We start from the raw sequence: 26010 nt of genomic DNA, 5'->3' as shown, positions 1-26010 counted from the left end.
GCTGACGCCACACACAGGAAAACGGCGCAACAAATACCCCATGCCAGCGCTTTGGCCCGTTGGATCATACGTCCTCAAACACGCCCGGAATACTCGCCGGCGCCTGCTCCAACCAACCCGGCGTTGGCAGCCCTTTCTCCCGCAAGAACTCCGGGTTGAAAAGTTTCGACTGATAACGCGTGCCGTAGTCACACAGGATGGTCACGATGGTATGTCCCGGCCCCATATCCCGCGCCATACGTATGGCACCTGCGATGTTCATGCCACTGGAGCCACCAAGGCAGAGCCCTTCGTGTTCCAGCAGATCGAACACGATGGGCAGGGCTTCGGCATCATGGATGTTGTAGCTGAAATCAGGCGTGAACCCCTCCAGGTTCTTGGTGATCCTGATCTGGCCAATCCCCTCATTGATGGAGGACCCTTCAGACATCTCCAACGCGCCATTCGTGTAGTAATTATGAAGGGACGCCCCATCCGGATCCGCAAGGCCGATCTTTACGCCCTTTGGTTTCAGGGCTTCGGAAACGCCTGCGAGGGTTCCGCCCGATCCGACCGCGCAGATGAAGCCATCAACCTTGCCATCGGTCTGCGCCCAAATTTCCGGCCCGGTTGTCTCAACATGGGCCTGCCTGTTGGCAACGTTGTCGAACTGGTTGGCCCAAATCACACCTTCATTGGTGGTGCGCGCCAGTTCAGCCGCCAACCGTTCAGAATAACGCACGAAGTTGTTGGGATTGCGATAGGGTGCTGCCGGAACCTGAACCAATTCAGCGCCCGCAAGGCGCAACATGTCTTTTTTCTCCTGACTTTGCGTTTCAGGAATGACGATGACGGTTTTGAATCCCATCGAAGCACCGACCAGGGCCAGACCGATCCCTGTGTTTCCGGCGGTTCCTTCAACAATGGTGCCACCCGGTTTCAGCAGGCCTTTTTCGACCGCATCCTTGATGATAAAAAGCGCCGCGCGATCCTTGACCGACTGGCCCGGGTTCATGAATTCGGCTTTTCCCAGGATCTCGCAACCCGTGGCATCACTGGCCTGTTTCAACCGGATCAGAGGTGTGTTTCCAATGGCCGCGGCCAGATCGCTTGCAACGTGCATCACCATGCCCCTTCTAAGTGCTTGCACCACACCTAGCGTTGCACCGGCGTGACCTCAAGAGGTGGTGCGCAACCGGTCACGATGTCGTGCCAGCCAGTAAGCCGACAGCACCAATGGCGCATTCGCCGCACCCTGATCGTCGCAGAGCTTCAGAAGATCATCGAAAGGCATCAAATGGGCCCGAATATCTTCGTGCTCTGCTTCCAGCCCACCAACGCCAGCAATATCCTCTGGCAGATCGGCCAGCCCGACATAGATGTAGTAAAACTCTGATGAATTACCGGGCGAACAATAGGTTTCGGCCACAGGATGCAGCGCGCCAAGGGAGAGGCCCGCTTCCTCCATGGCTTCGCGCCGAGCGGCTGTTTCCGGGGTTTCCCCGGGGTCGAGCCGACCGGCGATAGGTTCAAGCTGCCATAAGGTCTTATCCCCACGCGCCAAGGGCCCCATGCGCATTTGCTCCACGACCAACACGCGATCCCTGACTGGATCGTAAGGCAGCACAAGGGCTGCATCGGGTGACAGAAACACCGCGCGTTTGACAGTTTGTGTCATGCTGCCGTCGAAACGTTCATGGCTCAGGTCATACTCATCCAGCGCAAAATATTGCGCATAGGCACGGTAATGTCGTTGAACATCCACGGTGCCATGCAGGGTTTTCTCATCATGTTTGCCCTGCGCCGCATTCAGCCGCGACCATGCGCGCGCGCGGATCATGGGAAACATCGCCGCGATTTCGTCAGGGGCCCTTTTGCCCATGTAGGACATGACTTCGCGCGCCGAAATAACGCTCAGCGATCCCCAGTCCCGGACCCAATCATCAAGGGACCAATCCCCCTTTGTCGTCCATCGCCCGGGTTCCGGCATATAGGCACGCGCCAGGCCACCATCAGTCAGGACGACATCTTCCAAGGCATAGCCAAAAGCACCCTCATAAAAAGCCAGACGTTCCAGATCAGACGAGGTCAGCCCTTCGACAAGGCCGCCCAGACAACTGGCATCCGGGCTGGGGACAATTGCCGGGAATGGCCCTTCTGCAACCGCATGAAGGGCAAAACCAGACAATTCCGCCTGTGAGATGCGCAAATGTGTGCTAACACCGATGACCGCGTCGAGAAGCGCGCGATGCCGCAGCGTCCCAAACAAAAACAATGGTTTAGGGTTCAATTCTATTTCACCGCCAAGTACGCCAAGCGTATTCTGTTGCAAGTCCGGACAGAATGCCGCCCGAGATCAGGGTGAACATAACCAAGGGGTTGATCATGACAAGCCCGTATTCCGCCATGAACTTGAAAATCGCCAGCAGCGCCTGAAACGCACCGTTATACCAATTCGCCATGGCGCGGTCGAACATTTGATAGCTGGAGTGGATGAAGAGACCCCATAACACCAGCACAAGAACGCCACCCATACCGTTGTTGATGGCGGCGGCAACACCGCGCCCTGCCCGCTTGCCCATGACCCGCCAACCGACAAAGATACCGATGATCCCGTTGACATAGGCAAAGCTGCCGAAATCAGTGCTTTCCGGCATCAAAGGCATGATCTGATAGGAAACCAGAAACCCAACAATTCCGATGCAAATGGATGCAAACAATCTGGCGGCGTCGGGCATTGGGTCGTTCCTTTTTGGTCTCGCGACCCTACCCCGGCCGCCTCACAGTGATCTGAATCACGTCACAATTGGTACTTTCAAACGTCGCGGCGCATGAGGTCAGGTAGAAATTCCACATCCGGCGAAAGCGTTCATCGAACCCCATCGCGCTTACCTGATCCCATTTTTCATTGAAGCTATCATGCCATCGGCGCAAAGTTACGGCATAACTGTGGCCAAATTCGATCGATCGCTCCACAGCCAACCCGGCGCGCGATATCTGACTGCGCAGAGCTGTCGGGCTTGGCAGCATCCCCCCCGGAAAGACGTATTTCTGAATGAAATCCACGCCCCGCCGATAGACCTTCCAGCGCCTGTCAGCGACCGTAATGACCTGTAGTGTCGCGGTTTTTCCCGGCTTGAGACGCTCGCGCACAACATCGAAATACGTGGGCCAGTATTTTTCGCCAACGGCTTCGAACATCTCTATGCTGGCAATCCCATCATAGAGGCCAGTCTCATCCCGATAGTCCTGAAGCTTGAAGCTCACCCTTTCTGAAAGGCCCGCTTTTTCAATACGTTCTCTGGCATACTTAAACTGCTCTTCGGATATCGTCAGACCGGTGACCCGCAGGCCCCGCTCCTTGGCAGCATATTCCGCAAATCCGCCCCATCCACAGCCAATCTCGAGGATATGATCCCCCGGTTGCGCCCCCATTTCGTCGACCATGGATTTATACTTGGCGATTTGCGCATTCTCCATGCTTTCCTGGCCGGTCTCGAAGATGGCTGACGAATAGGTCATGGTGTCATCCAGCCACAAACCATAAAAGGCGTTGCCCAGATCATAATGGTGACTGATGTTTTTACGGGCCTGATTTTTGTGATTGCGTTGCAACCAGAACCGGAATTTCTCGAAATTACGCAAAAAGAACATGCCGGGGAAGCCATCGTAGATGTCTTCGTTATCGGCGTGAACAAGATTCATGAAAGCCTGAAGGTCCGGTGTCGACCACCATTCGTCCAGATAGGCGTCGCAAAAGCCCAGATCTCCTTCCCGGATCAGGCGGGCAAAAAGATCATCATTGTGGATGTGAAGTTCAGCCACGGGACCCGGGTTCTTGCCCTCTGCGCGAAAACGCCGCGCGTCGGGCATCACAAATTCTACACGACCATTATTCATCTTTTCAGCCATCGCAAAAACTTGGGGGAAGTAGCGCGGCAGATTGTCTTGGCCGTTCGTCGTCGTCAGGATCATACAGGTTTCGCTCGTTGTGACAGTCGGGCGTGAGCCCATTGTTAAGATACACGCATCTGCGCGATCAAGAGTTTCAGAAGCCTTTGTTTTCATACGCATTAAGTGCGACTTTTCTGCCCACATCCGCGGGTACAACCGGGGCGGGATATTCTGCATTTGCCGACAGGTTCCAGGATCGCGGGATCGCCTGAAAATAGGACAGGGCCTGCGGTGAAGGGTTGGCTCTTTGTTCAGCGATCCAGCGGTCTGCGTAGTCGCGGTTCTTGTCGAATTTTTCGAGCTGCGTGACCGGGTTGAAAACCCGGAAGTACGGCGTGGCATCGGGGCCAGACCCGGCGGACCACTGCCAGCCCATCGCATTGCTGGCGGGGTCCCAGTCGATCAGGCATTCTTCGAACCAATCAAGCCCGATCTTCCAATGCGTCAGCAGATGTTTGGTCAGATAACTCGCAACGATCATGCGGCCGCGATTATGCATGCGACCGGTTACGTAAAGCTCCCGCATCGCAGCATCGACAAATTCAATGCCCGTGCGGCCCTGCTTCCACGCCATGACGTCTTGCGAAGCATCATCTGTTCGCCAGGGGAAACCGTCCCAATCGGGCTTCCAATTCCCGGTCAGAAGACGCGGTGTGTGATGCATCAGATGATAGGCAAATTCGCGCCAGACCAGTTCTTTCAAAAAGGTCTCAGCACCCCTCTTGCCTTCCTGCCGCGCGCGCTGGCCTGCGTGCCAGCATTGATGGGGGCTAATCTCGCCCAGGCTGAGGTTTTCAGACAAGCCCGATGTGCCATCAACCGCAGGCAGGTCGCGGGTGACGTCATATCCGTCCACGATCCGGTCTATGAACGCGCCCAACCGCGACTGAGCTGCCTTCTCCCCCAACCGCACATGCGGGCGCACAATATCGGCGCCACGGTTCATTGCAGCCGCCATGTTCCACTGCATCAGATCGTCGCTATCCGGCCAGTGCGCCGGTGCGCGGAGACTGTCGGGTGCTTTCAGCGGCGCATCTACATCACGGTTTTTCACCATGTTCCAGAAGGGCGTGTAGACTTTGTAGAAACCACCTGTCTTGGTCTCGACGGTCCATGGTTCAAACAGCAAATGGCCCCCAAAAGACTGGGCCGCAACACCCTGCTCTTTCAGGGTGCTCTTGATCTCTGTGTCGCGTGCGATGCTTGCCGGATCATAAAGGCGCGACCAGTAGACAGCCTTGGCCCCTGTTTCGGTGACAAGCTTCTGCAGCTCCTGCAATGCTGAGCCGCGGCGCAAAATCAGACGGCTGCCTTTGGCTGCGAGGCTTTGCGCAAACGTATCAATGGCAAGTTCCAGACGCCACTTTGGCGCCGCGCCCAAAGCATCAACCTCACGATCATGAATGAAAACCGGAATAACCGGAGATCCGGTGGCACAGGCTGCACTCAGCGCCGGGTGATCCGTCAGCCGGAAATCCCGACGGAACCAGATCAAAATTGGAGACGTCGTCACTCGATACGGCCTTCACGTTTCGTCTAAAATGTTACGTATGCCGGAAGCGTTTGGATCACCGACAGGATCACAAAACGTCGTCAAGCGCGGCCAGAAGTTTGTCGATCTCTTCGGCAGAGGTGTAATGGGTGAAGCTCAGGCGCAACACGCCCGTGGTTTCATCCACGCCCATGGCGGATAATGCCCGGCCAGCATAAAAATCGCCGCCCCCGGCCATGATCCCGCGCGATGCCAATTCTGCCGCGACATCTTCGCCGGACCGGTTGAGGGCAAGCGCCACGGTGGGGGCACGGCGGCGCGCATCCGATGGACCGATCAACCGCACCGAATTCCGCGATTTCACTGCGGCCAAAAGAGGTTCCAGCAAATCGATCTCATGACCGCGCATCAGATCGTGAACCGCTTGCCCACGCTTGGCAGGCGTCGCTTGCTCACCGATATGATGATCATAAAGAGCGTCGATGTAGTCAACCATACCGGCGCAGGCAGCCACCTGGGCATGATCGGGGCCAGCGGGTGTGAAGCGCTTGTAAAGGCTGTCGCCATTGAAATGATGGCCTTGATTTGGAAGCAGGGTACCCAGTGCACGGCGGATCACCATGACACCCTGATGCGGACCATAGGTCTTGTAAGCTGAGAACAGATAGATATCCGGACCCAACTCGCCAACATTGGCAAAGCCGTGCGGCGCATAAGATACCCCATCGACACAGGTAAATGCACCGGCCGCATGCGCCAATGCGGTGATCTCGGTTACCGGGTTGATCTCACCCACAACGTTGGAGCAATGGGGAAAACAAACCAGTCGCACTTTCTCGTCCAGCAGGTTTTCCAATCGGGTCGGATCAAGGTGTCCGGTTTCAGGATCAACCTGCCACTCGCGAATTTCGATGCCTCGGGCGGCAAGGCGGCGCCAAGGGCCGGAATTAGCTTCATGATCCTGGTTGGTGACGACGATGGCCTCGCCGGGTGTCATCATCTCGGCAAAAGCCTGTGCCAGAACATAGGCGTTCTGAGTGGTTGACGGCCCGAAACTCAGCTCCTCTGTTTCCACCCCCAGCATCGCCGCCAGACGGGACCGCGCCTCATCCATTTCCTCGCCGCCCAGACGGCTGGCTTCATAGGGCGCATAGGGCTGCACCTTGCGCTCGTTGTAGAACCGGGTCAGCCGGTCAATGACCGGCGTGCACGTATAGGAGCCACCCGCATTCTCGAAAAAAGCCTGACCTTGCAGGCTCGGGACATCGAATGCGGGAAACTGTGAGCGGACGAAATTCAAATCTAATGTCATGGGGCCACGGTCCCTCGCAACGCTTCACAGGTCAAGAGCCCTATTGGCCAAACACGCACCTCTTCAACGTCACCAAAGGTCGCTGCTGCACCTCAAACGTCGCCTGAAAACCAACGCGCCGGGATTTATTTTGTCACAGTCGCGCGATGGGTGGTATGCACCCAACACCAAATGACCGGCAACAATAAGGTATCGGACACATTTGGAGCCTCTATTTGCTCCCGGTCAAACACCGGTCACGGCCCGCCAAGACGGTCGGATCGCAACAGAGGAAACCAAAATGTCTGTGAAACCACCGTTTACGGATCTTGAGATCAATACTCAGGATACCGGCTTTTATGAAGGCTACAGCCTTCCCATCGCGTTGATATCCAAGGTCAGCATGGTCCTTTTGGTCCTTTGGGCCCTTGTCTTTCCCGCAGGCGCCGGGGCGATGCTTTCGTCGATCAACACCACCCTGCTCTTGTCTTTCAACACGTTCTACATTCTGTCGGTTGGCGTATTTGCTTTCTTTCTTTTCATCATTGCGCTGATACCGTCCTCCGGAAGCCGGGTGCTCGGCACGCCCGGGCAGAAACCGGAGTTCTCGAATTTCTCCTGGTTCTCGATGATGTTTGGTGCAGGGCTGGGCGTGGGTCTCATGACCTTTGCAACCGCGGAACCGCTCGGGCTTTGGGGGTCCAATCCGGTGGTGGTCGCCGGTGAGGTGGCAGGCAACACGCCGGAAGCGTTGAAATCCACCTTCCGTTATACTTTCCTGCACTACGGCTTCCATGCCTGGGCCATTTATGTGGTCACCGGCCTGAGCCTCGCCTACTACGCCTACACACGCGGCATGCCGCTGACGATCCGTTCAGCCCTGACGCCCCTGATCGGTCGCTTCGCAAACGGGATTTTCGGTCATATCATCGATGTGCTGGGCGTTGTCGCAACCATCCTTGGTGTCTCCGTAACCATCGGTTTCGGCGTCAGCCAGTTGGTCGACGGGGTCTTTTCGATCACCGGTGCACAATGGATGATGGACACCTCGGGCGACACACCGGTCGCAACCAAAACCGGGTTGATCGTTGCATTGGTGGTCATCATGGGCATGTCGATCATCTCGGCGGTATCAGGCGTTGGGCGCGGCGTGAAATATCTCTCCAATCTCAATCTGGTGCTGTCGCTGATCTTGCTGATGACCTTTGTGATTTTCGGCTCGTTTCTCTTTGCGATGACCACCTATGCCACTGCCCTGATCGACTATGTGATCAGCTTCACCGGTCTGAGCTTCGAGGCTTATTCACCCTTGAGCGAAGGCGCTTTTGCCCAGGCGGCACCTGCATCGGTACAAGCCTTGCCTGCCGAAGAACTGAGCACCATCTACTCGGGAGCGACAAACCCCTGGGGCAGCTTGTCGGGCTTTACAGGGGGCCTCGAAGGTGCGGCGGCCGCACTGCCTGCCGCTGATCTTGAAGCCGCCTATGATGCAGGGGACCAGGGACGTCTGTTTGGCTGGCAGGCTGGCTGGACCACCTTCTACTGGGCCTGGTGGATTGCGTTCTCGCCTTTTGTCGGGCTTTTCCTGGCGCGCATCTCCAAAGGTCGCACGGTACGTGAGTTTGTCCTTGGCGCGGTCATCGCCCCGGCATTGGTCTGTTTTGCTTGGATGACAATCCTTGGCGGCACGGCCATTGATCTGGAAATCAATGGTGCCGCCGAAGGGGCCATCATTGGTGCCTCCAATTCCGCGAAACTGTTTGTCACGCTGGAAAACATGCTCTCGGGCGGTTTCCTGCAAGGCATCATCATCATGTGCGTTGTGCTGATCATGACCTTCCTTGTGACCTCCGCCGACTCCGGCATTCTGGTGATGAACACCATCATGTCCGGTGGTGCGGAAGAAACAGGTGTCAAGCACCGGATTATCTGGGGCGTCATTCTGACCCTTGTGATCGGCACCCTGCTGCTGGCTGGCGGTGGTGGTCTGAGCGCATTGCAGAACGCCATGATCATCGGCGCATTGCCCTTTACCATGGTGATGGTTCTGATGGTGATTTCTCTGATCAAGGCGCTCTTCAACGACGGTCGTCGCGAAAAAGCGGGTATTGCTACAGATGCCGAGGCTCAGCCTGCCGAGTAATCTCTAGCTCACAAAAAAAGGGGCGCTCCTTCGAGCGTCCCTTTTTTGCTGCGCTGTTCAAATCCGCAAAGGCTCAGGGTGGCATCCGAACGGCGACTTAACCATTCACATCGACGACGACGCGGCCTTTGACCTGACCTCTGAGAATATCTGCTCCAAGCTGGGGTAAATCAGCAAGCGTCGCGGGCACAACCATAGCTTCAAGCTTATCCATCGGCAGATCGGTGGCGACCCGTTGCCAGGCCCGAACGCGGTTCTCATAGGGCTGCATGACGGAATCAATGCCCAGAAGGTTCACGCCCCGCAACAGGAAAGGGATCACGGTTGCCGGCAGCCCTGCACCGCCCGCAAGGCCCACCGCTGCGACGGAGGTGCCATATTTCATCTGCCCCAGGACACGCGCCAGCATCGCGCCGCCAACCGCATCTATGCATCCGGCCCAGGTTTCAGCCTCCAACGGGCGTTTAACGGTCTCATTGATCTCTTCACGCGCAACGATCTGGCTGGCCCCGAGGCCCTTGAGGTAGTCTGCGGTTTCCGGTCGTCCCGTCACACCAGCCACTTCATGACCAAGTGACGCCAACAGAGCGACGGCAACCGACCCAACGCCGCCCGCAGCACCGGTGACCAGCACCGGCCCGTCGCCCGGTTTCAAGCCGTGGTCTTGCAGGGCCATAACAGACAGCATCGCGGTAAAACCGGCCGTCCCCACGGCCATCGCGGCGCGTGTGTCCAGCCCATCGGGCAGCGGCACAAGCCAGTCAGCCTTCACCCGCGCCTTTTGAGCGTAACCGCCCCAATGGCCCTCGCCGACACGCCAACCGGTCAGCACAACCTTGTCCCCCGGTTTACAACGATCATCGTCGGAGGCTTCGACAGTGCCCGCAAAGTCAACCCCCGGCACATGAGGATAGTTGCGCACCAAACCACCGCCCGGCCCAATACACAGACCGTCCTTGTAGTTGACTGTCGAATATTCAACCGCGACGGTCACGTCCCCATCGGGCAGTTGATCCTCTGAAATCTCCGCGACAGCGGCGGAGGTTTTGCCGCTCTCGTCATCCTTGTTCACCACAAGTGCCTTGAACATCCTTGTCTCCTTTCGGGTCCCTGCCCAGTTTTACTGTCTCTTGGGTACACGCATAATGTTGCGCTGAAATCGTCTAAAGCCAAAACCCCGGCTGCACTGTCGCGGATCGCATGCCGTCGGGGGTCTCGACTTCAAGTGCGGTGCCGCTGTCCCAATGGGTCATCCGCACCATGCCGATGGCCACATTGGTGGCATAGTCCGGGCTCCAGGTGGCCGAGGTGATCTGGCCCACTCGCCGACCCTGTGCAAAGAGCGGCCAGGCGCGATCACAAAGCGGCACGGGATCGCCCTCAATGGCAATCGCCCTGATCTGCTGAACCGGGCCTTCCTTTGCGACGCGCAACAAAGCATCCCTTCCGATACAGCCAATCGCCGTCTGGGTGTCACAGAACCTGCCCAATCCGCATTCATGGGGTGTGTTGTCATCGGTCATGTCATTGCCGTAGCTAAGCAGCCCACCTTCGATCCGCTCGATGGCGTTGGGGCACCCTGCCCGTACGTTCAGATCCTCGCCCGCAGCAAAGAGCGTCTCCCAAAGCGGCATCGCAATGTCACTGCCGGAGACGTAGATTTCAAAGCCCCCTTGTTTGGAGTAACCGGATCGCGCAACCGCCAGATCGCGCCCTTCAAACTCAAACATGCCAAACCGGAAAAACCGGATGTCGCGCACCGCATCGCCAAAGACCCGGGCCATCAGGTCATCTGCCTTGGGACCCTGCACCGCCAGCGGTGACACATCAGGCTCGTCCACAAGCACATCCAGACGGTACCCATTGGCAATGCCTTTAACCCAGAGCAGAAGGTCACTGTCGGCAATCGAAATCCACCAACGATCTTCAGCCAGTTTCACGGCGACGGGATCGTTCAGCATACCGCCTGTTTCATCGACGATAGGCACGTAGAAACAGCGCCCGGGCAACATGCTTCTGAGATCGCGCGGCGTGAGCATCTGCATCAGTCTTGCGGCATCCGGACCACGCAGTTCCACCTGTCGCTCTACAGAGACATCCCAGACTTGAACGTGGTTTTTCAGATGATGATAGTCCGCCTCGACACTTTCAAAAATCGTTGGCAGCAACATGTGGTTGTAGATGGTATAGGCTTTGACGCCCGCCGCTTCGACACCTGCGGAAAAGGGCGTGCGGCGCAACCGCCGCGAAGGTGAAATCAACGCCATGTCAGGCATCCTCTGGCATCAGGAACAGATCGCTGACTGGGGCCTTCTGTCCTGCACTTGTAAGCATCGCGTGAATCTGCCCGCGGTGATGGGTCTGATGACTGAAAAAATGCACGATGGATGAGGCCAAAGGCACCGTCACTTCACGTCCCAGAGTGCTGGGCGTGAAAATCAGATCTCCCTTGAGGTCCAAAGTGCGCAGCCCTTCGGCCCAGAAGCGGATTTTGCCATCCATCCGAAACCTGTCCGCCGCCCATGACTGGATGGTCGGATGCAGCTTAGCATGATCCTTGGGCGGCACTGCGGGGGGCTCCACCGACGGGTCAAACCGGCTCATCCAGAGGGTATCGCCCCAAAGCAGGTGGTTCGCCGTTGCCAGTAGCGAGCCAAAAAACGCACCCCTGTCGAGGGTCAGGTCCTCATGCGACATGGCTTCCAGCACAGGCATCAACTGGCCGTTCTGCCAGCCGTTGTAGCGTGCCATCATCACCGCATAGGCCGGGTCGATCACGGTTTAGGGCCTTTCCAATCAATCGGGCAAATCTCTGCCGATTTTCCACCGAAATCCCAGACGCGACCGTAATCCCGCACGCGACTTTTCAGGCCGGTTGCGGCGATGATATCCGGGCCCATCCAGTATTTGGAATTGCTGACCATAACCGGATGTTCGGGGTCTTTACCGGTCAGCATTTCGATCTCCCCCTGAATCTTGCGGCCGATCATGATGGAACGGCGATTGCCGTCGCGAACGATTTCAACGGGCGCGCGCTCCGCCCCGATGATCTTCGACACCAGCATGGTGAAGAGGCCTGTGGTGCCTCCGGCTGCACCTGAGAATATCTGCAAGATACCATTGTAGGCCTTGCCGGTTGCCCGCTCATCCACGTAGGCCGCCACCTTCCAGTTGCCCTCGCCCATGCGGCCCGGGATGTCGACCAGAAGCCCGATATTCAGACCGCCCAGGTCTTCGCCCTCGTAGTGGCCCTCGTCGATGGCAATCGCCATCCAGGCATGGCAGTGGCCTTCGGTGGGGGGATGCGCGCCCAGGCTGACAACGCAGGGGCAAAACACCGTGCATGAACAATTCAGGAAAAGCTCGCCCTTGATCGCCCATTCCGTCGGGCTTGTCTGCCGCCTTTTGGGGTTGGGCATTCGCTGGTCAATCCGCTGGCTGATGGGCAGCTTGTCAGCGTCCGCGCGTCTGTTCTTTGCCATGATGTTATCCTCCCATCAAGCTCGGCCAGCCCATCACTGCGAGACCCGCAGCACATAAGATGACCCCCATAGGTTTTGTCACGTAATGTCCGATTTGCGGCAGTTTTTCGAGGATCATGAAGAGTGTCGCCAAGCCCATCCAGGCGAGGTTCATCACCCCACCGACAAATCCCAGCGACATGAAACCCCAACAACAGCCGACACAAAATGCACCAAGGCCCAGCCCCATGCCCAGCCCGCCCTGAAACCCTGTGCGCCAATGACCCAGAAAATACATCGCCGGCGCGTGACAGACGCCATGGCAGATTTCCTTGGCGCGGGTGAACTGAAAAAGACCGACAATGATAAGCAGCGCGCCCGCCACCAGCGGCGATTTGGCGACACCGAGCATGTCGATGATGCCGCCGAACAGCAAGCCGAGTTGCGCGCCCGTTATCACAGCGGCAAAGCCAACCCAGATAACGAAATAGCCCAGCAAAACGCCCAACCACCCTGCCCGCGTGCCGTTTGCTGAAACCATCAGGTCCTCGTACGCGCGTAAGGTCGGTACAAGGGTGGGCAACATCATCGCCGCCATCATAATCGCCCACATGGCAAACAGCGGGCCGAAATTGGCCATGGGCATATACATGGGCATGCGCGGGTCCATCGCGGCCATGCGTGCGCCCATCTCGCCCGGTCTTCCGAGAAGATCGAGGTCCATGTCGATGCTCATCGCGTACATGACCCACCAGGCCGCCAGAATGGCGGTAAAAAATCCAAGCCAGAGTGTGGAGCGCATGATGCCGTGCACGAAGTGAGTCCCCCTTAATCCTTGCCAATCAAATGCCAGACAATTAGAAGTCGATCAAACATTAAATGTAAGACAAATGAAAATTGACCCCGACAGCCCTGCTGATCTGTCCGCGCAGATCGCCGCCGCCATAAGAAATGCCATCGTGGATGGCACATTGATCGTTGACGAAAGGCTGCCTTCGGAGGCAGAGCTGTCTGACCAGTTCAATGTGTCGCGTCCTACGGTCAGAGAGGCATTGAAACGGCTGGCAGCGCAATCGCTGATCCGCACCCAGCGCGGAGCCACGGGCGGCGCATTTGTAAATCGTCTGAGTTTCGAAGCGGCACAGCCACAGCAAATCACCACGTCCACGCTGCTTCTGAGCATGAATGCCGTGAGTTTTGAGACCGCCTGCGAAGCACGCTATGCCCTGGAGCGCGCCTGCGCGCCGCTTTCTGCCGAACGTCGCACGGCGGATCATCTGGCGACAATGCGCGCGGAGATTCTGCGCCAGGGGCATCCTGGGCTTACAGACGAAGCCTTTTGTGCCTCCGATGTAGCGTTTCACCGGGCGCTTGTCGACGGCGCGTCAAACCCGGTTCTGTCCTATCAGCTGTCAGGCGCGGTAGAGGCAATGCAGCCCCTGATGAACATGATTACCTTCACCGCCCGGTCACGGGGCAAAATTGTCGCGCTGCACACCAGCATCGCGGACGCGTTGGAGCAGCAGGACCCCCGAGCAACCCAGGCCGCCCTGTCAGCGCTGGAAGAAGAAACTCAGACGCTTGCCCAGAGCGTCTTTGCCTCACGTCTGAAAAAATCCAGTAAACCCGCGAGCTAGGTACGTTTTTTAGTCACCGAAGACTCTGAGGCTGTTGGATCAGTACTTTTTTCCGCAGCAGATTCATCAACAAGATACTGCAATGCATTCCAGATGTTCTTGATGTGCTCGACAGACTGCGCGTCGCTGTGTTTATCAATCAGCTCATCAATCCTGCTGCGAGACAAGGAGAGTTCAAGGGGGGCCGGATTTTCCTTGGGTGCGTCCTCTATGATCGCATCCGCCAAATCAAAAAACGCACGGACGATCTGCGCCTTCTCAGCGTCGTCAGAACCGGGTTCTTCTGACAACAGACGAATTGGCGGGACGTTTTCCATAAGCGAAACAGATCTTCCTTTCGTCATGGTACCACCCTGACAGGCAGCCACTGCACTTTTACAATACGACCACTGATTGAAGTTTATGCAAGAAAAACATTCTAGGTAGAGCAAATCATCTGTCAAGCATGGCTGCACACTATCCCGCGGCGGCGAATACCTTGTCGGCCATACTCGCTGCGCGAATGATCAGGGAGATTTCAGGCGCCTGCCAACGGTGTATGTTCTGTTTCAACACACAGACAGCCCCAAAAGGCTCTGAATTATGGCTGTGGGTGGGCGCCCCTGCGTAGGCACCGACGCCAAACTCTGTGACCATTGCGTTGCCTTTCAGCAAGGGGTGCGTAAAGGCGTCATCAATCACCAACGGAAAATCCATCGCCGCAACATGACGGCAAATGGAATAGCCAATGGGGACCTCATCCCGCACCGCATCTGGTAGCGCTTGACCACTGGTTGCCAAATTCAACTGCTTATCCGTCTGCACCTGCGTAATGAGCACACTGCAATTGCCGATTTTATCGCTCAGCCATTCGGCCAGTGCTTCCAGTGTCAAAATGTTGTCTTGATTTTCCATAATTCACCCGCAGTGCAGAATCACAAAAACCGGCATAACCAAAAGGCTTCGTTTTTCAATCGTCACAGGCCGCACCGACAATGGAGCGTCCTTAAATTCTGGCCAATGCTTTCCCAATTGAAAGAACAATTTCCCAGCACATGCGCGAACCTGCGCATATCACATACCACTCGCCCCGATAACAATGGACCCGGTTAATGGACATGGTTTCTAGCTAACACAGCAACAATTGCGTCGAAAGGGTCCTTTGCTGTCAGGCGTCAGCAGACGTGGCTGGCCATTTCGGCAATTCGGCTTAGCTTCGCGGAAACAAATGCAAACAGAGGCCCAGAATGGACATTGTAACCGGCATTAACATCTCTCTCGCATTGATCAGCATCGCCTTGGGTATTTTCGGGTGGCTGGCGCCGAAATACACAATGTCGACGATTGACCTTCAAGACGGCGGATCGACCATGGGCATGTCGGAAATACGCGCAGCCTCTGGTGCCCTCTACGTCCTTGCAGGTATCGGCGCGCTCGCCCTCAATACGCCCGACGCCTACGCCATGATCGGTTTTATCTGGGCTGGTGGGGCGATAGGGCGACTGACTTCACTGATGCTGGACGGACAATCCCGCAAGAAATGGGTGTTCCTGATTTGTGAAACCATTATTGGCATGCTTGGTCTTGGCCTCAATCTTTAAAAATCCGAGTCTATAGAACAATTTCCGGCAAATTTGCCCAGTCTGATTGCAACAGCAGCCTGATCCTCTTATATCTAAAGCGTCCTTCGGGACTATGGACATAAACGCGCTCGTAATAAGCGGATCGGACCCGGGGGCGGTACCCGGCGGCTCCACCAAAATCCTTCATTTGGGGATCATGGGGCCGAAACAGGATCGACGAACGTCTAAAGGGGTTTGCTTTGTCTCGGCTGTCTGCCACCGTTATCGGCGAAACATGTACAATTGCAAATGACAATCGTGCTCCAGTAGCAATGGCCGCGTAAGCGACCTGAGATACTGAAACCTAACTCCTTGCGTTTAGCGACGTAAGGCGGGGTCCGCAGGCACCTGGCAACAGAAGCCTGCACTTCTCTCCTTTGCCTGCATTGACCGCGCCCCCGCAACTGTGGCATTTGTCTCTTATGGGGATAGAGCGATAGCCCCGTGAGGCTCAGGCCCAAGTATCGCATCCTGTTGATTCGACAAAAGGATGCAGTTCTATGGCCCAATTTGCCTCAATATCCCCCGTTGCCCTCATGCGCCTGATTGGCACGCCCGATGCGCCCGCTATCATAGACGTCTGCATTGATGAAGATTTCTGCGCTGATCCGCTATTGGTGCCGACGGCGCGTCGCTGGCCACATACGAAGATCCCCGAATTGGTCGGTGACCTCACTGGCCAGCGCGTCGTCGTGATCTGTCAAAAAGGGCTGAAACTGAGCCATGGGAGTGCAGCACTTCTGAGAACCCACGGTATTGAGGCCGAAGTTCTGGAGGGCGGCAACATTGCCTGGAAGCAGGCGGGCCTGCCGCGCATCCCCGTGGGCAAGCTGCCCGCAGCCACACCCGGGTCCCGCTGGGTCACACGCTGGCGACCCAAAATCGACCGCATTGCCTGTCCATGGCTGATCCGGCGTTTCGTTGACCCCAAGGCTGAGTTTTTGTTCGTACCCCCCGCGCAAGTTGCCGAAGTTTCCGAGAAATTCGGCGCAGTGGCTTATGATGTGCCGGGGGCGCCCTGGACCCACGACGGTCCGCAATGCACATTTGATACGATGCTGAGTGGGTTTGGCCTGCAGATACCCGCCCTGCAAACCATGGCAAAGATCATTCGCGGAGCTGACACCAACCGTCATGATCTGGCCCCCGAATGCGCCGGTTTGCTGGCCATGTCCGTGGGGCTGTCGCGCGGATCTCGGGATGATCTGGCGCAGTTGGAGGCAGGTATGGTTCTTTATGATGCGCTCTTTCGCTGGGCGCGGGATGGACAGAGCGAAACACATGACTGGCAGGAAGATGTCGGATGAACGCCCCATCAACTGCCGAGATGATCCAAGTTTTCGGGCGCATTGGCCTGCTGTCCTTCGGAGGGCCTGCCGCACAGATCGCCCTGATGCACCGCGAACTGGTCGAAAACCGCCCCTGGCTCAGCGAAGAGAGCTATCTGCGCGCTTTGTCCTTGTGCATGTTGCTGCCCGGCCCCGAAGCCATGCAGCTTGCGACCTATGCAGGCTGGCGATTGCGCGGCACCTTTGGCGGGCTGATCGCGGGTCTGCTCTTTGTGGTGCCCGGTGCCCTTGTCATCCTCTGTCTGGCATTGGGATACGCGCTCTACGGGCAGGTACCGCTGGTTCAAGCCGCCTTCGAAGGGATCAAGGCGGCGGTGATCATCATCGTTCTTCAAGCGCTTTTGAAAGTCTCCCGCAAGGCCCTGACAGGGCGGGACGCTCTCCTGCTCGCTGGGTCCGCCTTTGTCGCACTTTATTTCCTTGGGCTGCCCTTTCCGCTGATCGTGATCGCGGCAGGGTTATACGGTTTCGCCATGCGCAAATCTGCCGAGACACAAGAGACCATCGTCCATACCCGCCCGCCCAACACATTGCAGACGTTGCTGATCTGGGGCGGATTGTGGAGCGCGCCCGTCCTGGCTCTCTGGTTCATGGATCACGCATTCCTGAGCCAGATCGCGCTGTTTTTCTCGAAGCTGGCGGTTGTGACCTTTGGCGGGGCCTACGCTGTTCTGGCCTACATGACCCAAACGGTGGTGCATGATTTCGGCTGGATCAGCACCGCCGAAATGATCGACGCACTCGGACTTGCAGAAACCACACCGGGGCCTCTCATCCTTGTGACCGAATTCGTCGCCCTGCTTGCAGGCTTTGCAAAGGGCGGGGTCGGATTGGCTGTCGCCGCCGGGGCTGTGGCCTTGTGGGTCACATTCACCCCTTGCTTTCTGTGGATTTTTCTGGCGGGTCCCTATCTGGACAGGATCGCGGCGAAACCGCGGCTTTCGTCCGCCCTCAATGCCATCACCGCGGCGGTTGTCGGCGTCATTCTCAATCTGACGATCTGGTTTGCGGTCCATGTGCTCTTTGACCGGGTTGGCACGGGAGGCTGGACCGCTGCCCCCCTGCCCGACATGACCTCTCTCGACTTGCGCGCCCTGGCGCTCACGTTTCTGGCTGCCGCGCTGCTGCTTTGGCTGAAACGGGGGATGGTGGAGAGCCTCTTCATCCTGGCCATCGCCGGCCTTTGCGTCGGCGTTCTTTGAGGCAAGGCCGATTTCGGTCTGCAACCTCTTTCCTCTGGGCGGGAATCGGTTATGCTTTAACCACCGATCACCCTTAGCTCAGAGGATCACGATGAGCCGCAGCATTGATTATGGTAACCTGATGCATGAGGCCATGCGTGGTCTGATTCAAAAAGTGCTGCGAGATGTCTCTGAAAACGGTCTTCCGGGCGCGCACCATTTCTTCATCACTTTTGACACCAGCCATCCGGATGCCGAGTTGGCCGACTGGTTGTCCGATCGCTATCCCGGTGAAATGACGGTTGTGATGCAGCACTGGTACGACAATCTGGATGTGGGCGATGACGGCTTCTCCGTAACGTTGAACTTTGGCGATGCGCCGGAGCCGCTGTTTATTCCTTACGATGCGATCAAAACCTTCGTCGACCCCTCCGTTGAGTTCGGCCTGCGTTTTGAAACCCAAGAGGATGAGGACGAAAACATCGGGCCAACCGATCTGGTACCCACGACAACCGCCTCCGTCCCGGCGGTGCAGCCTGCGTCCAAAACCAGAACCCATGACGCGGAAGAAACCAGTGAAGATGATGCAAAAGACGCAGAAATCGTCTCTTTGGACAGCTTTAGAAAATAGCCGCTACTGCTTGGTCAGAAATGTGGAAACCGTGCGCTGGATTTCACCATTGCGCACGCTTTGATAATCCAGCTGTAGCCCGCCCTCTGCCAGCGTGCGGTTGAACTGCTGAATCTCATAGCCTCCATCCTCCGCCACGAACAACGAATAGACGCTGAGGGTATCGCCATTGATCCGGCTCCAGACGTAGGGTTCCCCCTTCATCGGATCGAGCTGTACATCATGGCCAAAAACGTTGCGTTTCATTGCCGATGCATAAACATCCCCCCGGTCTGACGGGACAAATTCGATGGAGTAGGATTTCTCTTTGGCCGTGCCATTGGGCCGATAGGTCGTCGATGTCCAGTCCACCCGAAAACCGTCAGAGGTTTGGGTAACTTCGACGTCCATGTCCCTGTGCCGTTTGGTGCCATCCGCCGACGTTACTTCCGCCGACCCTTTGTAAGTCCCGACAAATCGGGAAATATCGGCCTGCGCCATATTAGCGGTCAGCATCACCCCCGCCACCAGAATGCAGCACAGAGCCTGCCAAAGTGCGAGCTGGGCTCTGATCGTGCGTCGCTGTGAAATCATGATGACGGACCTTTTGTCGACGACTGAACGGAGGTCTGACATCGCCCTGCCTCCTTCTCTTCAAGATAGCACCCCACACCAGCTATTCAACGACAGATGACACCTGTTGGACAGACCAAATCCACCCGAAGGGGGCATTTTCAAAGATATCGTCAATGCTCAGTTGCACGGCCCTGCCGGCAACTGTAAACCGCAGGTAACTCAAATGACGGAGCATATTATGTCAGCGACCCGCACTGAAACCGACAGCTTTGGCCCCCTTGAAGTGCCCGCGGACAAATATTGGGGCGCGCAGACCCAACGCTCGATCATAAATTTCCCGATTGGCTGGGAAAAACAACCCGTTGCAGTAGTGCGCGCATTGGGCGTGATCAAAAAAGCCTGCGCCCAGGCCAACATCGCTTTGGGCAAACTCGACACGGATCGCGGCAATGCCATCGTGCAGGCCGCTGGCGAAGTGATCGAAGGCAAATTCGACGACAACTTCCCGCTCGTGGTCTGGCAGACGGGTTCCGGCACCCAGTCGAACATGAACGCCAACGAGGTGATCGCCAACCGCGCGATTGAAATTCTGGGCGGTGAGATTGGATCGAAAGACCCCGTGCACCCGAACGATCACTGCAATATGGGCCAGTCGTCCAACGACACCTTTCCCACGGCAATGCATATTTCCGCGGCAATGACCGCGCATGACGTGTTGCAGCCGGGCCTGGAAAAACTGCACCGCGCGCTGGAGGCCAAGGTCGCCGAATTCGACGGTATCATCAAGATCGGACGCACGCACACCCAGGACGCCACACCCCTTACGCTCAGCCAGGAATTTTCGGGCTACAGCCATCAGGTCGCCATGGGTATCCAGCGCGTGAAGGATGGTTTGGGCCGCATCTATGAACTTGCGCAAGGGGGCACTGCGGTGGGCACCGGTCTGAACACCCCCAAAGGTTGGGATGTGACGGTTGCCCGGAATATGGCCGAGATCACCGGCCTGCCCTTTGTGACCGCGCCCAATAAATTCGAAGCGCTTGCAGCTCATGACGCCATGGTCGAAATCTCGGGCGCTTTGAAGACGGTCGCCGCCTCTTTGTTCAAGATCGCCAATGACATCCGCCTGCTGGGGTCTGGCCCGCGTTGCGGGTTGGGAGAACTGGTCCTGCCGGAGAATGAGCCGGGCTCGTCGATCATGCCGGGCAAGGTGAACCCCACACAATGCGAAGCCCTGACGCAGGTGTGCGCCCATGTGTTCGGCAATGATGCCGCCGTCGGCTTTGCGGGGAGTCAGGGGCATTTCGAACTCAATGTCTACAAGCCCATGATGGCCTATAACGTGTTGCAATCCATGCAACTTCTGGGGGATGCAGCCTCGGCCTTTACGGATAATCTGGTGGTTGGCCTGAAAGCCGATGCGGACAGGATCGAGAGATTGATGCGCGAAAGCCTGATGCTGGTCACGGCACTTGCACCGGAAATCGGCTATGACAATGCGACCAAGGTTGCCAAAACCGCACATAAAAACGGCACAACCCTGAAAGAAGAGGCGATTGCGCTGGGATTTGTTGACGCGGAAACTTTCGAGCGCGTTGTGCGCCCGGAAAACATGATCGGACCCAAATGAGCACGCCCATCAATCTCAACAAAGTAAAAAAAGAACGCAACCGCGCCTCACGCAGGGCGCGGGCGGATGAGAACGCGGTGGCCTTCGGACAGACCAAGGCGCAAAAAGCGGCGCTCAAGGCCAAAGCGGAGAAAATCGCGCGCAATCTGGACGCTCACAAACGCGAGACATGAGCGGTCGGCCCGTCAAACACTCGGTGACCTTAAAAGGGCACCGAACCTCAATATCTCTGGAGGATGAATTCTGGCGGGCCCTACGTGATTTGGCCGCAGAAAAATCACTTCCAATCAATGCGCTAGTGGCTGAAATTGATGTAGATCGCGGGAGCGACATGGGATTGGCCTCCGCGATCCGACTCTATGTGCTGCGCAGTCTACAAGACCGTTTGGCGGGGTCTCAGACCGACGCGCGATAGATCTTGTCAATATTTCCACCCAGAGCCGCGTTAAATTCGCCATCTGACATCCGCACGTTCAACCCTTCTGTCAGTGCGCGGCTGAAGCTGGCGATCATGTGCTTGTTTTCTGCGAGCTTGGCAGAGGCTTCGTCCGTCGAATACCCGCCCGACAAGGCGACGACACGCAGGACGCGTGGGTGTGCGGCCAGACCGTCATAGAGACCAGGTTGATCCGGCAGCGTGAGTTTCAGCATGATGTCCACGCCGTCATCCAGCGTGTCGAGATACCTGGCAATTTCACCTTCCAGCAAGGTCTCCGCTTCACCTTTGGTGTCTGAATGGATGTTGACCTCAGGCTCCAGGATCGGAACAAGCCCGGCGCCCGTCACCGTTTGCCCCACTTCAAATTGCTGAGCAACAATATCGGCAATGCCCTTGGCGTTTGCTTCGTGGATCACTGAACGCTCCTTGGTGCCAAAGATGCCTTTCGCCTGTGCCGTGGTCAGAACATCTTCGAGCCCCGGCATAGGTTTCATCAACTGCACACCGTCGGCCTGCTCTTCGAGACCTTTGTCGATTTTCAGGAAAGGGACAACACCGCGCTGGTTCCACAACAAGTCCGCCACCGGCGTGCCATTGATCGTGTCATGCATCGTGCGCTCAAAGAGGATCGCGCCGATGACCTTGGCCTTGGTAAAATCCTCCGCCAGAATGATCCGTGCGCGCATATCGTGCATGGCGCGGAACATTTCCTCATCGCCGGAATAATCCGAAGGCTCCACACCATAGAGGCTCAGCGCTTTCGGTGTTGAACCGCCAGACTGATCCAATGCGGCGATAAAGCCTGCACCTGATTTCATTTGCTCGCGCATTGCAGCTTGGTCTGACATGGTCTTTTTCCTTCTGATTCCGCCCCTTGGCCTTCTTTAGAACAGTCCGGCAACGGATGGTACATGTTAGCGCCGGACAATGCGCAACCAGATGCCATCACGCGATCTGACCGTTAAATGTGCCACCGGTACGGGCGTTGGATGATCGGTCAGCACCACCCGGTGATCACGCAGAATATGAGCGAGCATCAACACCCCTTCGATCATCGCAAAGCCCGCCCCCGGGCAAACCCGCGGACCGGCACTGAAAGGAATGTAGGCATTGCGTGCACAGGCCTGTCCATTCTCGGTTTGCCAGCGGTCGGGCTTAAAATCATCCGGGGCGTCCCAGAGGCGCGTGTGCCGGTGCAAATGCCATTGGCTCATCACCAGTTGCGCCCCCCGTGGTGCAGCCCGTTTGCGCAGTGTTTCCTCTTTTTGCGTCTCGCGCACCATCATCGGCACCGGCGGGTAGAGCCTCAAGGTCTCACGAAACACATCGCGCGTTATTCGCAGCTTCGACAAAACGCCGAAATCACATTCCCCAAGGGCTTGGGCTTCCTCAGCGACACGGTCCTGCCAATCCGGGAAAAGCGCCAGAAGATAGAGAGACCAGGCAAGGGACGACGCGCTGGTTTCATGTCCTGCCAGAAAGAAAATCGCGACCTGGTCAACCATTTCATCGACGTCGAAGGTGTTGCCGGTCTCAGGATCAGCCGTTGTCATGATCTTGGTCGCCAGATCCTGCGGTGCATTTCCCGCATCAATTTCCCTTTGCCGCTGTTGCGTGATCTCCCGGATCAACCGTCGGATTTGCAGCGCACTCCGCTTGGTCGTGCGGCGAAACCCGCGCGGCATCCAACGGGGCAAGGGCATGAAAGCCGCCATGTTCAAAATGGGCTGGCTGCGTTGATAGGTCCGAAAAGCCTCGTAAACATCCCGTGCGACGCGATGGTCGATCGGGATTGAAAACAGTGTTCGAAAGATCACGTCAGCCGCAGCATGGCTGGCCTCGGGTTCCACATCGATTTCCTGATCTGCGTGCGCGCTGAACCGTGCGGCCGCGGCCTCCGCAGCCTGCCAGATCGCCGGGAAGGTTTCGCGAAGACGTCCACCTTCGAAAGCGGGATCAATAATCCGTCTCTGGCGTTTCCACGTCTCGCCATTCGTCAGAAAGACCGAGTTACCCAGCAAAGGGCGCAAACCTTCCCCGACGCGATCGGATTTTGGAAAATCATCCGGGCGTTCTTTCAGCAGGAGATTGATCAGTTCGGGGTCATTGGCCATGAAGCTGTGGAAAAACGGCGTTCGAAACTCCGCCATCCACGCACCGTAAAGATGCTCAGGCTGCGCCGAGATGATGTCGCGCCGGAACAAGCGCGCATATCGCCAAAGCGGGACTTTGCCCACACGCGCAGGAGGTTTGGGCGGTTTGGTCATGGTTCGGTGCAGGTATATCTGCTGACTGTATGGTCAATCCGCGACCGGGACGCGGGCCGCCCCTCGTAGCGATCGGCAAGAGCGCGCGGACCAGCGGTGATCTGAAAATAATCGTAGTCCCGAGGCCGATCAAAAGCACACAGGTACTGGAAATGCAGCCGAAAGAAGCGCCACCGCAAAGCGCACCAGCGTTCAGGCGACAGGCTTTTGGTGAAGGCTGCCGAGAACACCAACGGCCATTTCTTTTGCGGTGTGCCCTGCCCGGATACACCCACCGGGTCACAAAGCGAAAACGAACATCCATCACCAGGGGCCGTCACATCCACCCATGTCAGATCGCTTGTCGACAGGTATTTCAAATCGCGCCTGAGGGCATGGGCACGGGGCAAAAAAGAAACCATTGGGACCACTTGCCCCAGCGACAGAAATGCGAGCTTTGGCCCGCCTGTCGGGATATGGCCTTCGCGGATCAGTGCGGCCAGCACCGTCACCGCAAGATGCGCGCCCGAGGAATGCCCGACCACAAGAACTTCGTCGACATCTGAGACCAGCGCGCCGGCGATCGCGCCTTCAAAACGTTTCAGACGCGTGGTCAATGCCGTCGGGTAGGCCCCATATTGCGATGCGGTATGGGCAAAGTCATGCATCAGGTAATGCGCAAAAATGCGGCCGTCATGTTTCTTGAAAAGGCGTAGGGTCTGCCACGCCAACAAGAAAGCCCCCCCTGTTGCTACAAGGCCGACAGCCAGTGGATTGTTCCAGATCGTGCTAAGCAAAGCATCAACCACCAACCAGCCCAGGAACCCGATGGCACAGGCTATTGCGGCTTGCAGAAGCAGCGCCACAACGGGGAACAAGGCTGCGATAACGGGGCCCTTTCGCAACCGCATCAACCGCCACAAGGCACCGGTTGAAATATAGATCCACGCGGTACGTATCAGTGCAGCATAGGTCAGCAGGATCGACGCATGAAAACTGTTCTGGACGATATCCGACCAGACCAGCACCTCGAATTCACTCTCGGTAACGTGCCCCTCGATCTCGGCCTGAACGCGCCAACCAAAAGCAGCGCCCTCCAGCGCGCCAAGCATCTCGATCCGATAGCCGGAAATCGCGGCCTGAGCGGCACTTTCCTTGCGAAACAGCTCACGGTACCGACGGGGCGGAAAAGGATCATACCCCGGGATGTAGAAAACCTTGCGGTGCTTTACGAGGGTGGGAGATGTGCTGCCCATTGCCAGACCTTGTTCAAGCCCGGCAGCGTCGCAGGGATTGAATTCAGTCTAATGCGATCAGCCCAGCGTTGCCAAGGCCGGGAAACGTTCCAGCAACCACCAGGAGAAGGTTGTGAAGGCACCGGTGACAAGCGCCAGCCCGACAACCACCAGCAATCCGCCCATGACACGCTCGATCATTTTCATGTGTCGTTTCAGGCGGTTCATGACACCAACGGCACGGGTGATGAACATTGCAGCGACAAGAAACGGAATGCCCAGACCCGCCGCATAAATGCCCAGCAAGAGCGTGCCCCGGCTCACCGATGCTTCAGAGGCCGCAAGCGACAGAATTGCCCCCAGTTGGGGACCAATACAGGGCGTCCAGCCAAAGGCAAAGGCCAGCCCCAGAACATAGGCACCAAAGCTGGAGCCGCCTTTGTCACCCGCATCCAGCCGCGCTTCCTGGTCCAAGAAGGGAATGCGAATAAGGCCCAAAAAATGCACCCCGAAAATGATCACCACAAGACCCGCCGCCTGTGAGAAAATCACCTGGTTTTGCAGGAAAAACGCGCCGAAGGCCGAGGCGGTAAAGCCGAGGATCAAAAAGACCGTACTCAACCCAAGAACAAAGAAAAGTGCGGCAATCACCGCACGCCTGCGCGCTGCCGCCTCACCCGTCATTTCCCCCAGCGACACCCCGCTCATATAGGCCAGATATGGGGGTACGATCGGCAGCACGCAGGGGCTGAGAAAGCTGATCACACCGGCCAGGAGGGCGATGATCATGGCAGGAAGAAGGCCCGCGTCGATGATTTCAAATCCAAACATATCTATCCCCTAGCTGATAAGCGCCGACAGGTCACGCGACGGCTGGTCACATCCTTGTGGACAGACTGAAACATCACGCTTATCTGGGCAGTATGACCCAGGATAAAACCCACCTCGACGCAACCGGGCTGCTATGCCCCCTGCCCGTTCTCAAGGCGCGCAAACGCCTTCAGGGGCTGGCGAGTGGTGAGACCCTGACTGTCCTTGCAGATGATCCTGCCGCAGTGATTGATGTACCGCATTTTTGCGCCGAGGCTGGTCACAAGTTGATTTCAATGAACGATGACGGGCCTGTACAAACCTACGTGATCCGCAAGGCGTAACGAAAAAAGGCGCGCTTGCCCGCACGCCTTTC

General features: G+C 57.1%; 28 protein-coding genes and 1 other RNA gene. 11 read left to right on the top strand and 18 right to left on the bottom strand.

Going from position 1 to position 26010, the window contains the following annotated elements:
- Positions 1-64 precede the first annotated feature (64 nt).
- The 6 genes from ACOTTU_RS07805 to ACOTTU_RS07780 all read right to left on the bottom strand — a co-directional run bounded on the left by ACOTTU_RS07805 (position 65) and on the right by ACOTTU_RS07780 (position 6737).
- Positions 65-1102 (bottom strand): cysteine synthase A, encoded by a 1038-nt coding sequence (locus ACOTTU_RS07805; protein WP_298921569.1) that lies wholly within the window; start codon positions 1100-1102, stop codon positions 65-67.
- A gap of 54 nt (positions 1103-1156) precedes the next feature.
- Positions 1157-2254 carry an NUDIX domain-containing protein gene (locus ACOTTU_RS07800; protein ID WP_425657120.1) on the bottom strand — a complete coding sequence of 366 codons (1098 nt, stop codon included), beginning with the start codon at positions 2252-2254 and terminating at the stop codon, positions 1157-1159.
- A gap of 22 nt (positions 2255-2276) precedes the next feature.
- Positions 2277-2717 carry a TrgA family protein gene (locus ACOTTU_RS07795; protein ID WP_425657118.1) on the bottom strand — a complete coding sequence of 147 codons (441 nt, stop codon included), beginning with the start codon at positions 2715-2717 and terminating at the stop codon, positions 2277-2279.
- Between the two features lie 28 nt (positions 2718-2745).
- The gene (locus ACOTTU_RS07790) at positions 2746-3954 is read right to left on the bottom strand and encodes a class I SAM-dependent methyltransferase (protein WP_425657116.1); all 1209 of its coding nucleotides are present in this window, start codon (positions 3952-3954) and stop codon (positions 2746-2748) included.
- Positions 3955-4027: 73 nt separating this feature from the next.
- The gene (locus ACOTTU_RS07785; protein ID WP_425657114.1) at positions 4028-5446 is read right to left on the bottom strand and encodes a cryptochrome/photolyase family protein; all 1419 of its coding nucleotides are present in this window, start codon (positions 5444-5446) and stop codon (positions 4028-4030) included.
- Positions 5447-5513: 67 nt separating this feature from the next.
- Positions 5514-6737: an aminotransferase class V-fold PLP-dependent enzyme gene (locus ACOTTU_RS07780; protein WP_425657112.1), complete on the bottom strand. Its 1224-nt coding sequence runs from the start codon at positions 6735-6737 to the stop codon at positions 5514-5516.
- A gap of 280 nt (positions 6738-7017) precedes the next feature.
- On the opposite strand from ACOTTU_RS07780, the gene ACOTTU_RS07775 reads away from it, so the two are divergent.
- Positions 7018-8859: a BCCT family transporter gene (locus ACOTTU_RS07775; protein ID WP_425657111.1), complete on the top strand. Its 1842-nt coding sequence runs from the start codon at positions 7018-7020 to the stop codon at positions 8857-8859.
- Between the two features lie 97 nt (positions 8860-8956).
- Here the strand turns inward: ACOTTU_RS07775 and acuI are convergent, their stop codons facing one another.
- The 5 genes from acuI to ACOTTU_RS07750 all read right to left on the bottom strand — a co-directional run bounded on the left by acuI (position 8957) and on the right by ACOTTU_RS07750 (position 13134).
- Positions 8957-9949 (bottom strand): acryloyl-CoA reductase, encoded by a 993-nt coding sequence (gene acuI / locus ACOTTU_RS07770; protein ID WP_425657110.1) that lies wholly within the window; start codon positions 9947-9949, stop codon positions 8957-8959.
- A 73-nt stretch (positions 9950-10022) separates the two neighbouring features.
- Positions 10023-11126, bottom strand: coding sequence for a dimethylsulfoniopropionate demethylase (locus tag ACOTTU_RS07765; RefSeq protein WP_425657108.1), 1104 nt, complete (start codon positions 11124-11126; stop codon positions 10023-10025).
- Position 11127: 1 nt separating this feature from the next.
- Positions 11128-11637, bottom strand: a complete 510-nt coding sequence (locus ACOTTU_RS07760; protein WP_366523342.1) for a DinB family protein — start codon at positions 11635-11637, stop codon at positions 11128-11130.
- Complete coding sequence (locus ACOTTU_RS07755; RefSeq protein ID WP_425657105.1) at positions 11634-12341, bottom strand: DUF1326 domain-containing protein; 708 nt, start codon at positions 12339-12341, stop codon at positions 11634-11636. The genes ACOTTU_RS07760 and ACOTTU_RS07755 overlap by 4 nt, the downstream gene beginning before the upstream one ends.
- Positions 12342-12345: 4 nt before the next feature.
- Positions 12346-13134 carry a DUF2182 domain-containing protein gene (locus ACOTTU_RS07750; RefSeq protein WP_425657104.1) on the bottom strand — a complete coding sequence of 263 codons (789 nt, stop codon included), beginning with the start codon at positions 13132-13134 and terminating at the stop codon, positions 12346-12348.
- Between the two features lie 76 nt (positions 13135-13210).
- Here ACOTTU_RS07750 and ACOTTU_RS07745 point away from each other — a divergent pair, with 76 nt between their 5' ends.
- Positions 13211-13957 (top strand): FadR/GntR family transcriptional regulator, encoded by a 747-nt coding sequence (locus ACOTTU_RS07745; RefSeq protein ID WP_425657103.1) that lies wholly within the window; start codon positions 13211-13213, stop codon positions 13955-13957.
- Here the strand turns inward: ACOTTU_RS07745 and ACOTTU_RS07740 are convergent.
- A complete protein-coding gene (locus tag ACOTTU_RS07740; RefSeq protein ID WP_425657101.1) occupies positions 13954-14301 on the bottom strand; it encodes a hypothetical protein in 348 nt (115 codons plus the stop codon). The genes ACOTTU_RS07745 and ACOTTU_RS07740 overlap by 4 nt on opposite strands.
- Positions 14302-14413: 112 nt before the next feature.
- Positions 14414-14830: a GAF domain-containing protein gene (locus ACOTTU_RS07735; protein ID WP_425657099.1), complete on the bottom strand. Its 417-nt coding sequence runs from the start codon at positions 14828-14830 to the stop codon at positions 14414-14416.
- 353 nt (positions 14831-15183) lie between these two features.
- Here ACOTTU_RS07735 and ACOTTU_RS07730 point away from each other — a divergent pair, with 353 nt between their 5' ends.
- The 5 genes from ACOTTU_RS07730 (at position 15184) to ACOTTU_RS07710 (ending at position 18719) form a co-directional block, all read left to right on the top strand.
- Positions 15184-15537: a DUF4345 family protein gene (locus ACOTTU_RS07730; protein ID WP_425657097.1), complete on the top strand. Its 354-nt coding sequence runs from the start codon at positions 15184-15186 to the stop codon at positions 15535-15537.
- Positions 15538-15579: 42 nt separating this feature from the next.
- Positions 15580-15927, top strand: a transfer-messenger RNA (tmRNA) gene (gene ssrA, locus ACOTTU_RS07725).
- Between the two features lie 131 nt (positions 15928-16058).
- Positions 16059-16865: a chromate resistance protein ChrB domain-containing protein gene (locus ACOTTU_RS07720; RefSeq protein ID WP_425657095.1), complete on the top strand. Its 807-nt coding sequence runs from the start codon at positions 16059-16061 to the stop codon at positions 16863-16865.
- Positions 16862-18109 carry a chromate efflux transporter gene (gene chrA / locus ACOTTU_RS07715; protein ID WP_425657093.1) on the top strand — a complete coding sequence of 416 codons (1248 nt, stop codon included), beginning with the start codon at positions 16862-16864 and terminating at the stop codon, positions 18107-18109. Before ACOTTU_RS07720 ends, chrA begins: the two co-directional genes overlap by 4 nt.
- A gap of 91 nt (positions 18110-18200) precedes the next feature.
- Entirely contained in the window at positions 18201-18719 is a 519-nt protein-coding gene (locus ACOTTU_RS07710; RefSeq protein WP_425657091.1) for an SspB family protein, read from the top strand.
- Between the two features lie 3 nt (positions 18720-18722).
- On the opposite strand, the gene ACOTTU_RS07705 is transcribed toward ACOTTU_RS07710, so the two are convergent.
- Positions 18723-19334 (bottom strand): hypothetical protein, encoded by a 612-nt coding sequence (locus ACOTTU_RS07705; RefSeq protein WP_425657089.1) that lies wholly within the window; start codon positions 19332-19334, stop codon positions 18723-18725.
- A gap of 178 nt (positions 19335-19512) precedes the next feature.
- Between ACOTTU_RS07705 and fumC the strand changes: the two genes are divergently transcribed.
- Genes fumC through ACOTTU_RS07690 form a run of 3 tightly spaced genes read left to right on the top strand, consistent with a single transcriptional unit; the run spans position 19513 to position 21319 of the window.
- On the top strand, positions 19513-20904 hold the full coding sequence (gene fumC, locus ACOTTU_RS07700; protein ID WP_425657144.1) for a class II fumarate hydratase: 1392 nt from the start codon (positions 19513-19515) through the stop codon (positions 20902-20904).
- Positions 20901-21077, top strand: coding sequence for a DUF4169 family protein (locus tag ACOTTU_RS07695; protein WP_298921539.1), 177 nt, complete (start codon positions 20901-20903; stop codon positions 21075-21077). Before fumC ends, ACOTTU_RS07695 begins: the two co-directional genes overlap by 4 nt.
- Positions 21074-21319 (top strand): ribbon-helix-helix domain-containing protein, encoded by a 246-nt coding sequence (locus ACOTTU_RS07690; RefSeq protein ID WP_425657087.1) that lies wholly within the window; start codon positions 21074-21076, stop codon positions 21317-21319. Before ACOTTU_RS07695 ends, ACOTTU_RS07690 begins: the two co-directional genes overlap by 4 nt.
- Here ACOTTU_RS07690 and ACOTTU_RS07685 read toward each other — a convergent pair.
- From ACOTTU_RS07685 to ACOTTU_RS07670, 4 genes are all read right to left on the bottom strand, one after another.
- Positions 21301-22191 (bottom strand): fructose bisphosphate aldolase, encoded by an 891-nt coding sequence (locus ACOTTU_RS07685; RefSeq protein ID WP_425657086.1) that lies wholly within the window; start codon positions 22189-22191, stop codon positions 21301-21303. The genes ACOTTU_RS07690 and ACOTTU_RS07685 overlap by 19 nt on opposite strands.
- 66 nt (positions 22192-22257) lie before the next feature.
- Positions 22258-23610 carry a cytochrome P450 gene (locus tag ACOTTU_RS07680; RefSeq protein WP_425657084.1) on the bottom strand — a complete coding sequence of 451 codons (1353 nt, stop codon included), beginning with the start codon at positions 23608-23610 and terminating at the stop codon, positions 22258-22260.
- Positions 23607-24845 carry a hypothetical protein gene (locus ACOTTU_RS07675; RefSeq protein WP_425657082.1) on the bottom strand — a complete coding sequence of 413 codons (1239 nt, stop codon included), beginning with the start codon at positions 24843-24845 and terminating at the stop codon, positions 23607-23609. Before ACOTTU_RS07675 ends, ACOTTU_RS07680 begins: the two co-directional genes overlap by 4 nt.
- A gap of 57 nt (positions 24846-24902) precedes the next feature.
- Entirely contained in the window at positions 24903-25655 is a 753-nt protein-coding gene (locus ACOTTU_RS07670) for a cytochrome c biogenesis CcdA family protein (protein WP_298921531.1), read from the bottom strand.
- A gap of 92 nt (positions 25656-25747) precedes the next feature.
- Here ACOTTU_RS07670 and ACOTTU_RS07665 point away from each other — a divergent pair, with 92 nt between their 5' ends.
- Complete coding sequence (locus ACOTTU_RS07665; RefSeq protein WP_425657080.1) at positions 25748-25978, top strand: sulfurtransferase TusA family protein; 231 nt, start codon at positions 25748-25750, stop codon at positions 25976-25978.
- The last annotated feature ends 32 nt before the right edge of the window (positions 25979-26010 follow it).

The organism is Roseobacter sp. EG26, from assembly GCF_049830555.1.
GTDB lineage: Bacteria > Pseudomonadota > Alphaproteobacteria > Rhodobacterales > Rhodobacteraceae > Roseobacter.
This window is presented reverse-complemented; position numbering and strand designations above follow the sequence as displayed.

Bases quoted from the DNA above. Each gene is read 5' to 3' on its own strand.
- ACOTTU_RS07805 (WP_298921569.1), bottom strand. From the start codon at position 1,102: ATGCACGTTGCAAGCGATCTGGCCGCGGCCATTGGAAACACACCTCTG.
- ACOTTU_RS07765 (WP_425657108.1), bottom strand. From the start codon at position 11,126: ATGGCGTTGATTTCACCTTCGCGGCGGTTGCGCCGCACGCCCTTTTCC.
- ACOTTU_RS07740 (WP_425657101.1), bottom strand. From the start codon at position 14,301: ATGACGAAAGGAAGATCTGTTTCGCTTATGGAAAACGTCCCGCCAATT.
- ACOTTU_RS07790 (WP_425657116.1), bottom strand. From the start codon at position 3,954: ATGATCCTGACGACGACGAACGGCCAAGACAATCTGCCGCGCTACTTC.
- ACOTTU_RS07745 (WP_425657103.1), top strand. From the start codon at position 13,211: ATGAAAATTGACCCCGACAGCCCTGCTGATCTGTCCGCGCAGATCGCC.
- fumC (WP_425657144.1), top strand. From the start codon at position 19,513: ATGTCAGCGACCCGCACTGAAACCGACAGCTTTGGCCCCCTTGAAGTG.
- ACOTTU_RS07675 (WP_425657082.1), bottom strand. From the start codon at position 24,845: ATGGGCAGCACATCTCCCACCCTCGTAAAGCACCGCAAGGTTTTCTAC.
- ACOTTU_RS07730 (WP_425657097.1), top strand. From the start codon at position 15,184: ATGGACATTGTAACCGGCATTAACATCTCTCTCGCATTGATCAGCATC.
- ACOTTU_RS07720 (WP_425657095.1), top strand. From the start codon at position 16,059: ATGGCCCAATTTGCCTCAATATCCCCCGTTGCCCTCATGCGCCTGATT.
- ACOTTU_RS07710 (WP_425657091.1), top strand. From the start codon at position 18,201: ATGAGCCGCAGCATTGATTATGGTAACCTGATGCATGAGGCCATGCGT.
- ACOTTU_RS07680 (WP_425657084.1), bottom strand. From the start codon at position 23,610: ATGACCAAACCGCCCAAACCTCCTGCGCGTGTGGGCAAAGTCCCGCTT.
- ACOTTU_RS07780 (WP_425657112.1), bottom strand. From the start codon at position 6,737: ATGACATTAGATTTGAATTTCGTCCGCTCACAGTTTCCCGCATTCGAT.
- ACOTTU_RS07665 (WP_425657080.1), top strand. From the start codon at position 25,748: ATGACCCAGGATAAAACCCACCTCGACGCAACCGGGCTGCTATGCCCC.
- ACOTTU_RS07690 (WP_425657087.1), top strand. From the start codon at position 21,074: ATGAGCGGTCGGCCCGTCAAACACTCGGTGACCTTAAAAGGGCACCGA.
- chrA (WP_425657093.1), top strand. From the start codon at position 16,862: ATGAACGCCCCATCAACTGCCGAGATGATCCAAGTTTTCGGGCGCATT.
- ACOTTU_RS07755 (WP_425657105.1), bottom strand. From the start codon at position 12,341: ATGGCAAAGAACAGACGCGCGGACGCTGACAAGCTGCCCATCAGCCAG.
- ACOTTU_RS07685 (WP_425657086.1), bottom strand. From the start codon at position 22,191: ATGTCAGACCAAGCTGCAATGCGCGAGCAAATGAAATCAGGTGCAGGC.
- ACOTTU_RS07795 (WP_425657118.1), bottom strand. From the start codon at position 2,717: ATGCCCGACGCCGCCAGATTGTTTGCATCCATTTGCATCGGAATTGTT.
- acuI (WP_425657110.1), bottom strand. From the start codon at position 9,949: ATGTTCAAGGCACTTGTGGTGAACAAGGATGACGAGAGCGGCAAAACC.
- ACOTTU_RS07705 (WP_425657089.1), bottom strand. From the start codon at position 19,334: ATGTCAGACCTCCGTTCAGTCGTCGACAAAAGGTCCGTCATCATGATT.
- ACOTTU_RS07775 (WP_425657111.1), top strand. From the start codon at position 7,018: ATGTCTGTGAAACCACCGTTTACGGATCTTGAGATCAATACTCAGGAT.
- ACOTTU_RS07670 (WP_298921531.1), bottom strand. From the start codon at position 25,655: ATGTTTGGATTTGAAATCATCGACGCGGGCCTTCTTCCTGCCATGATC.
- ACOTTU_RS07695 (WP_298921539.1), top strand. From the start codon at position 20,901: ATGAGCACGCCCATCAATCTCAACAAAGTAAAAAAAGAACGCAACCGC.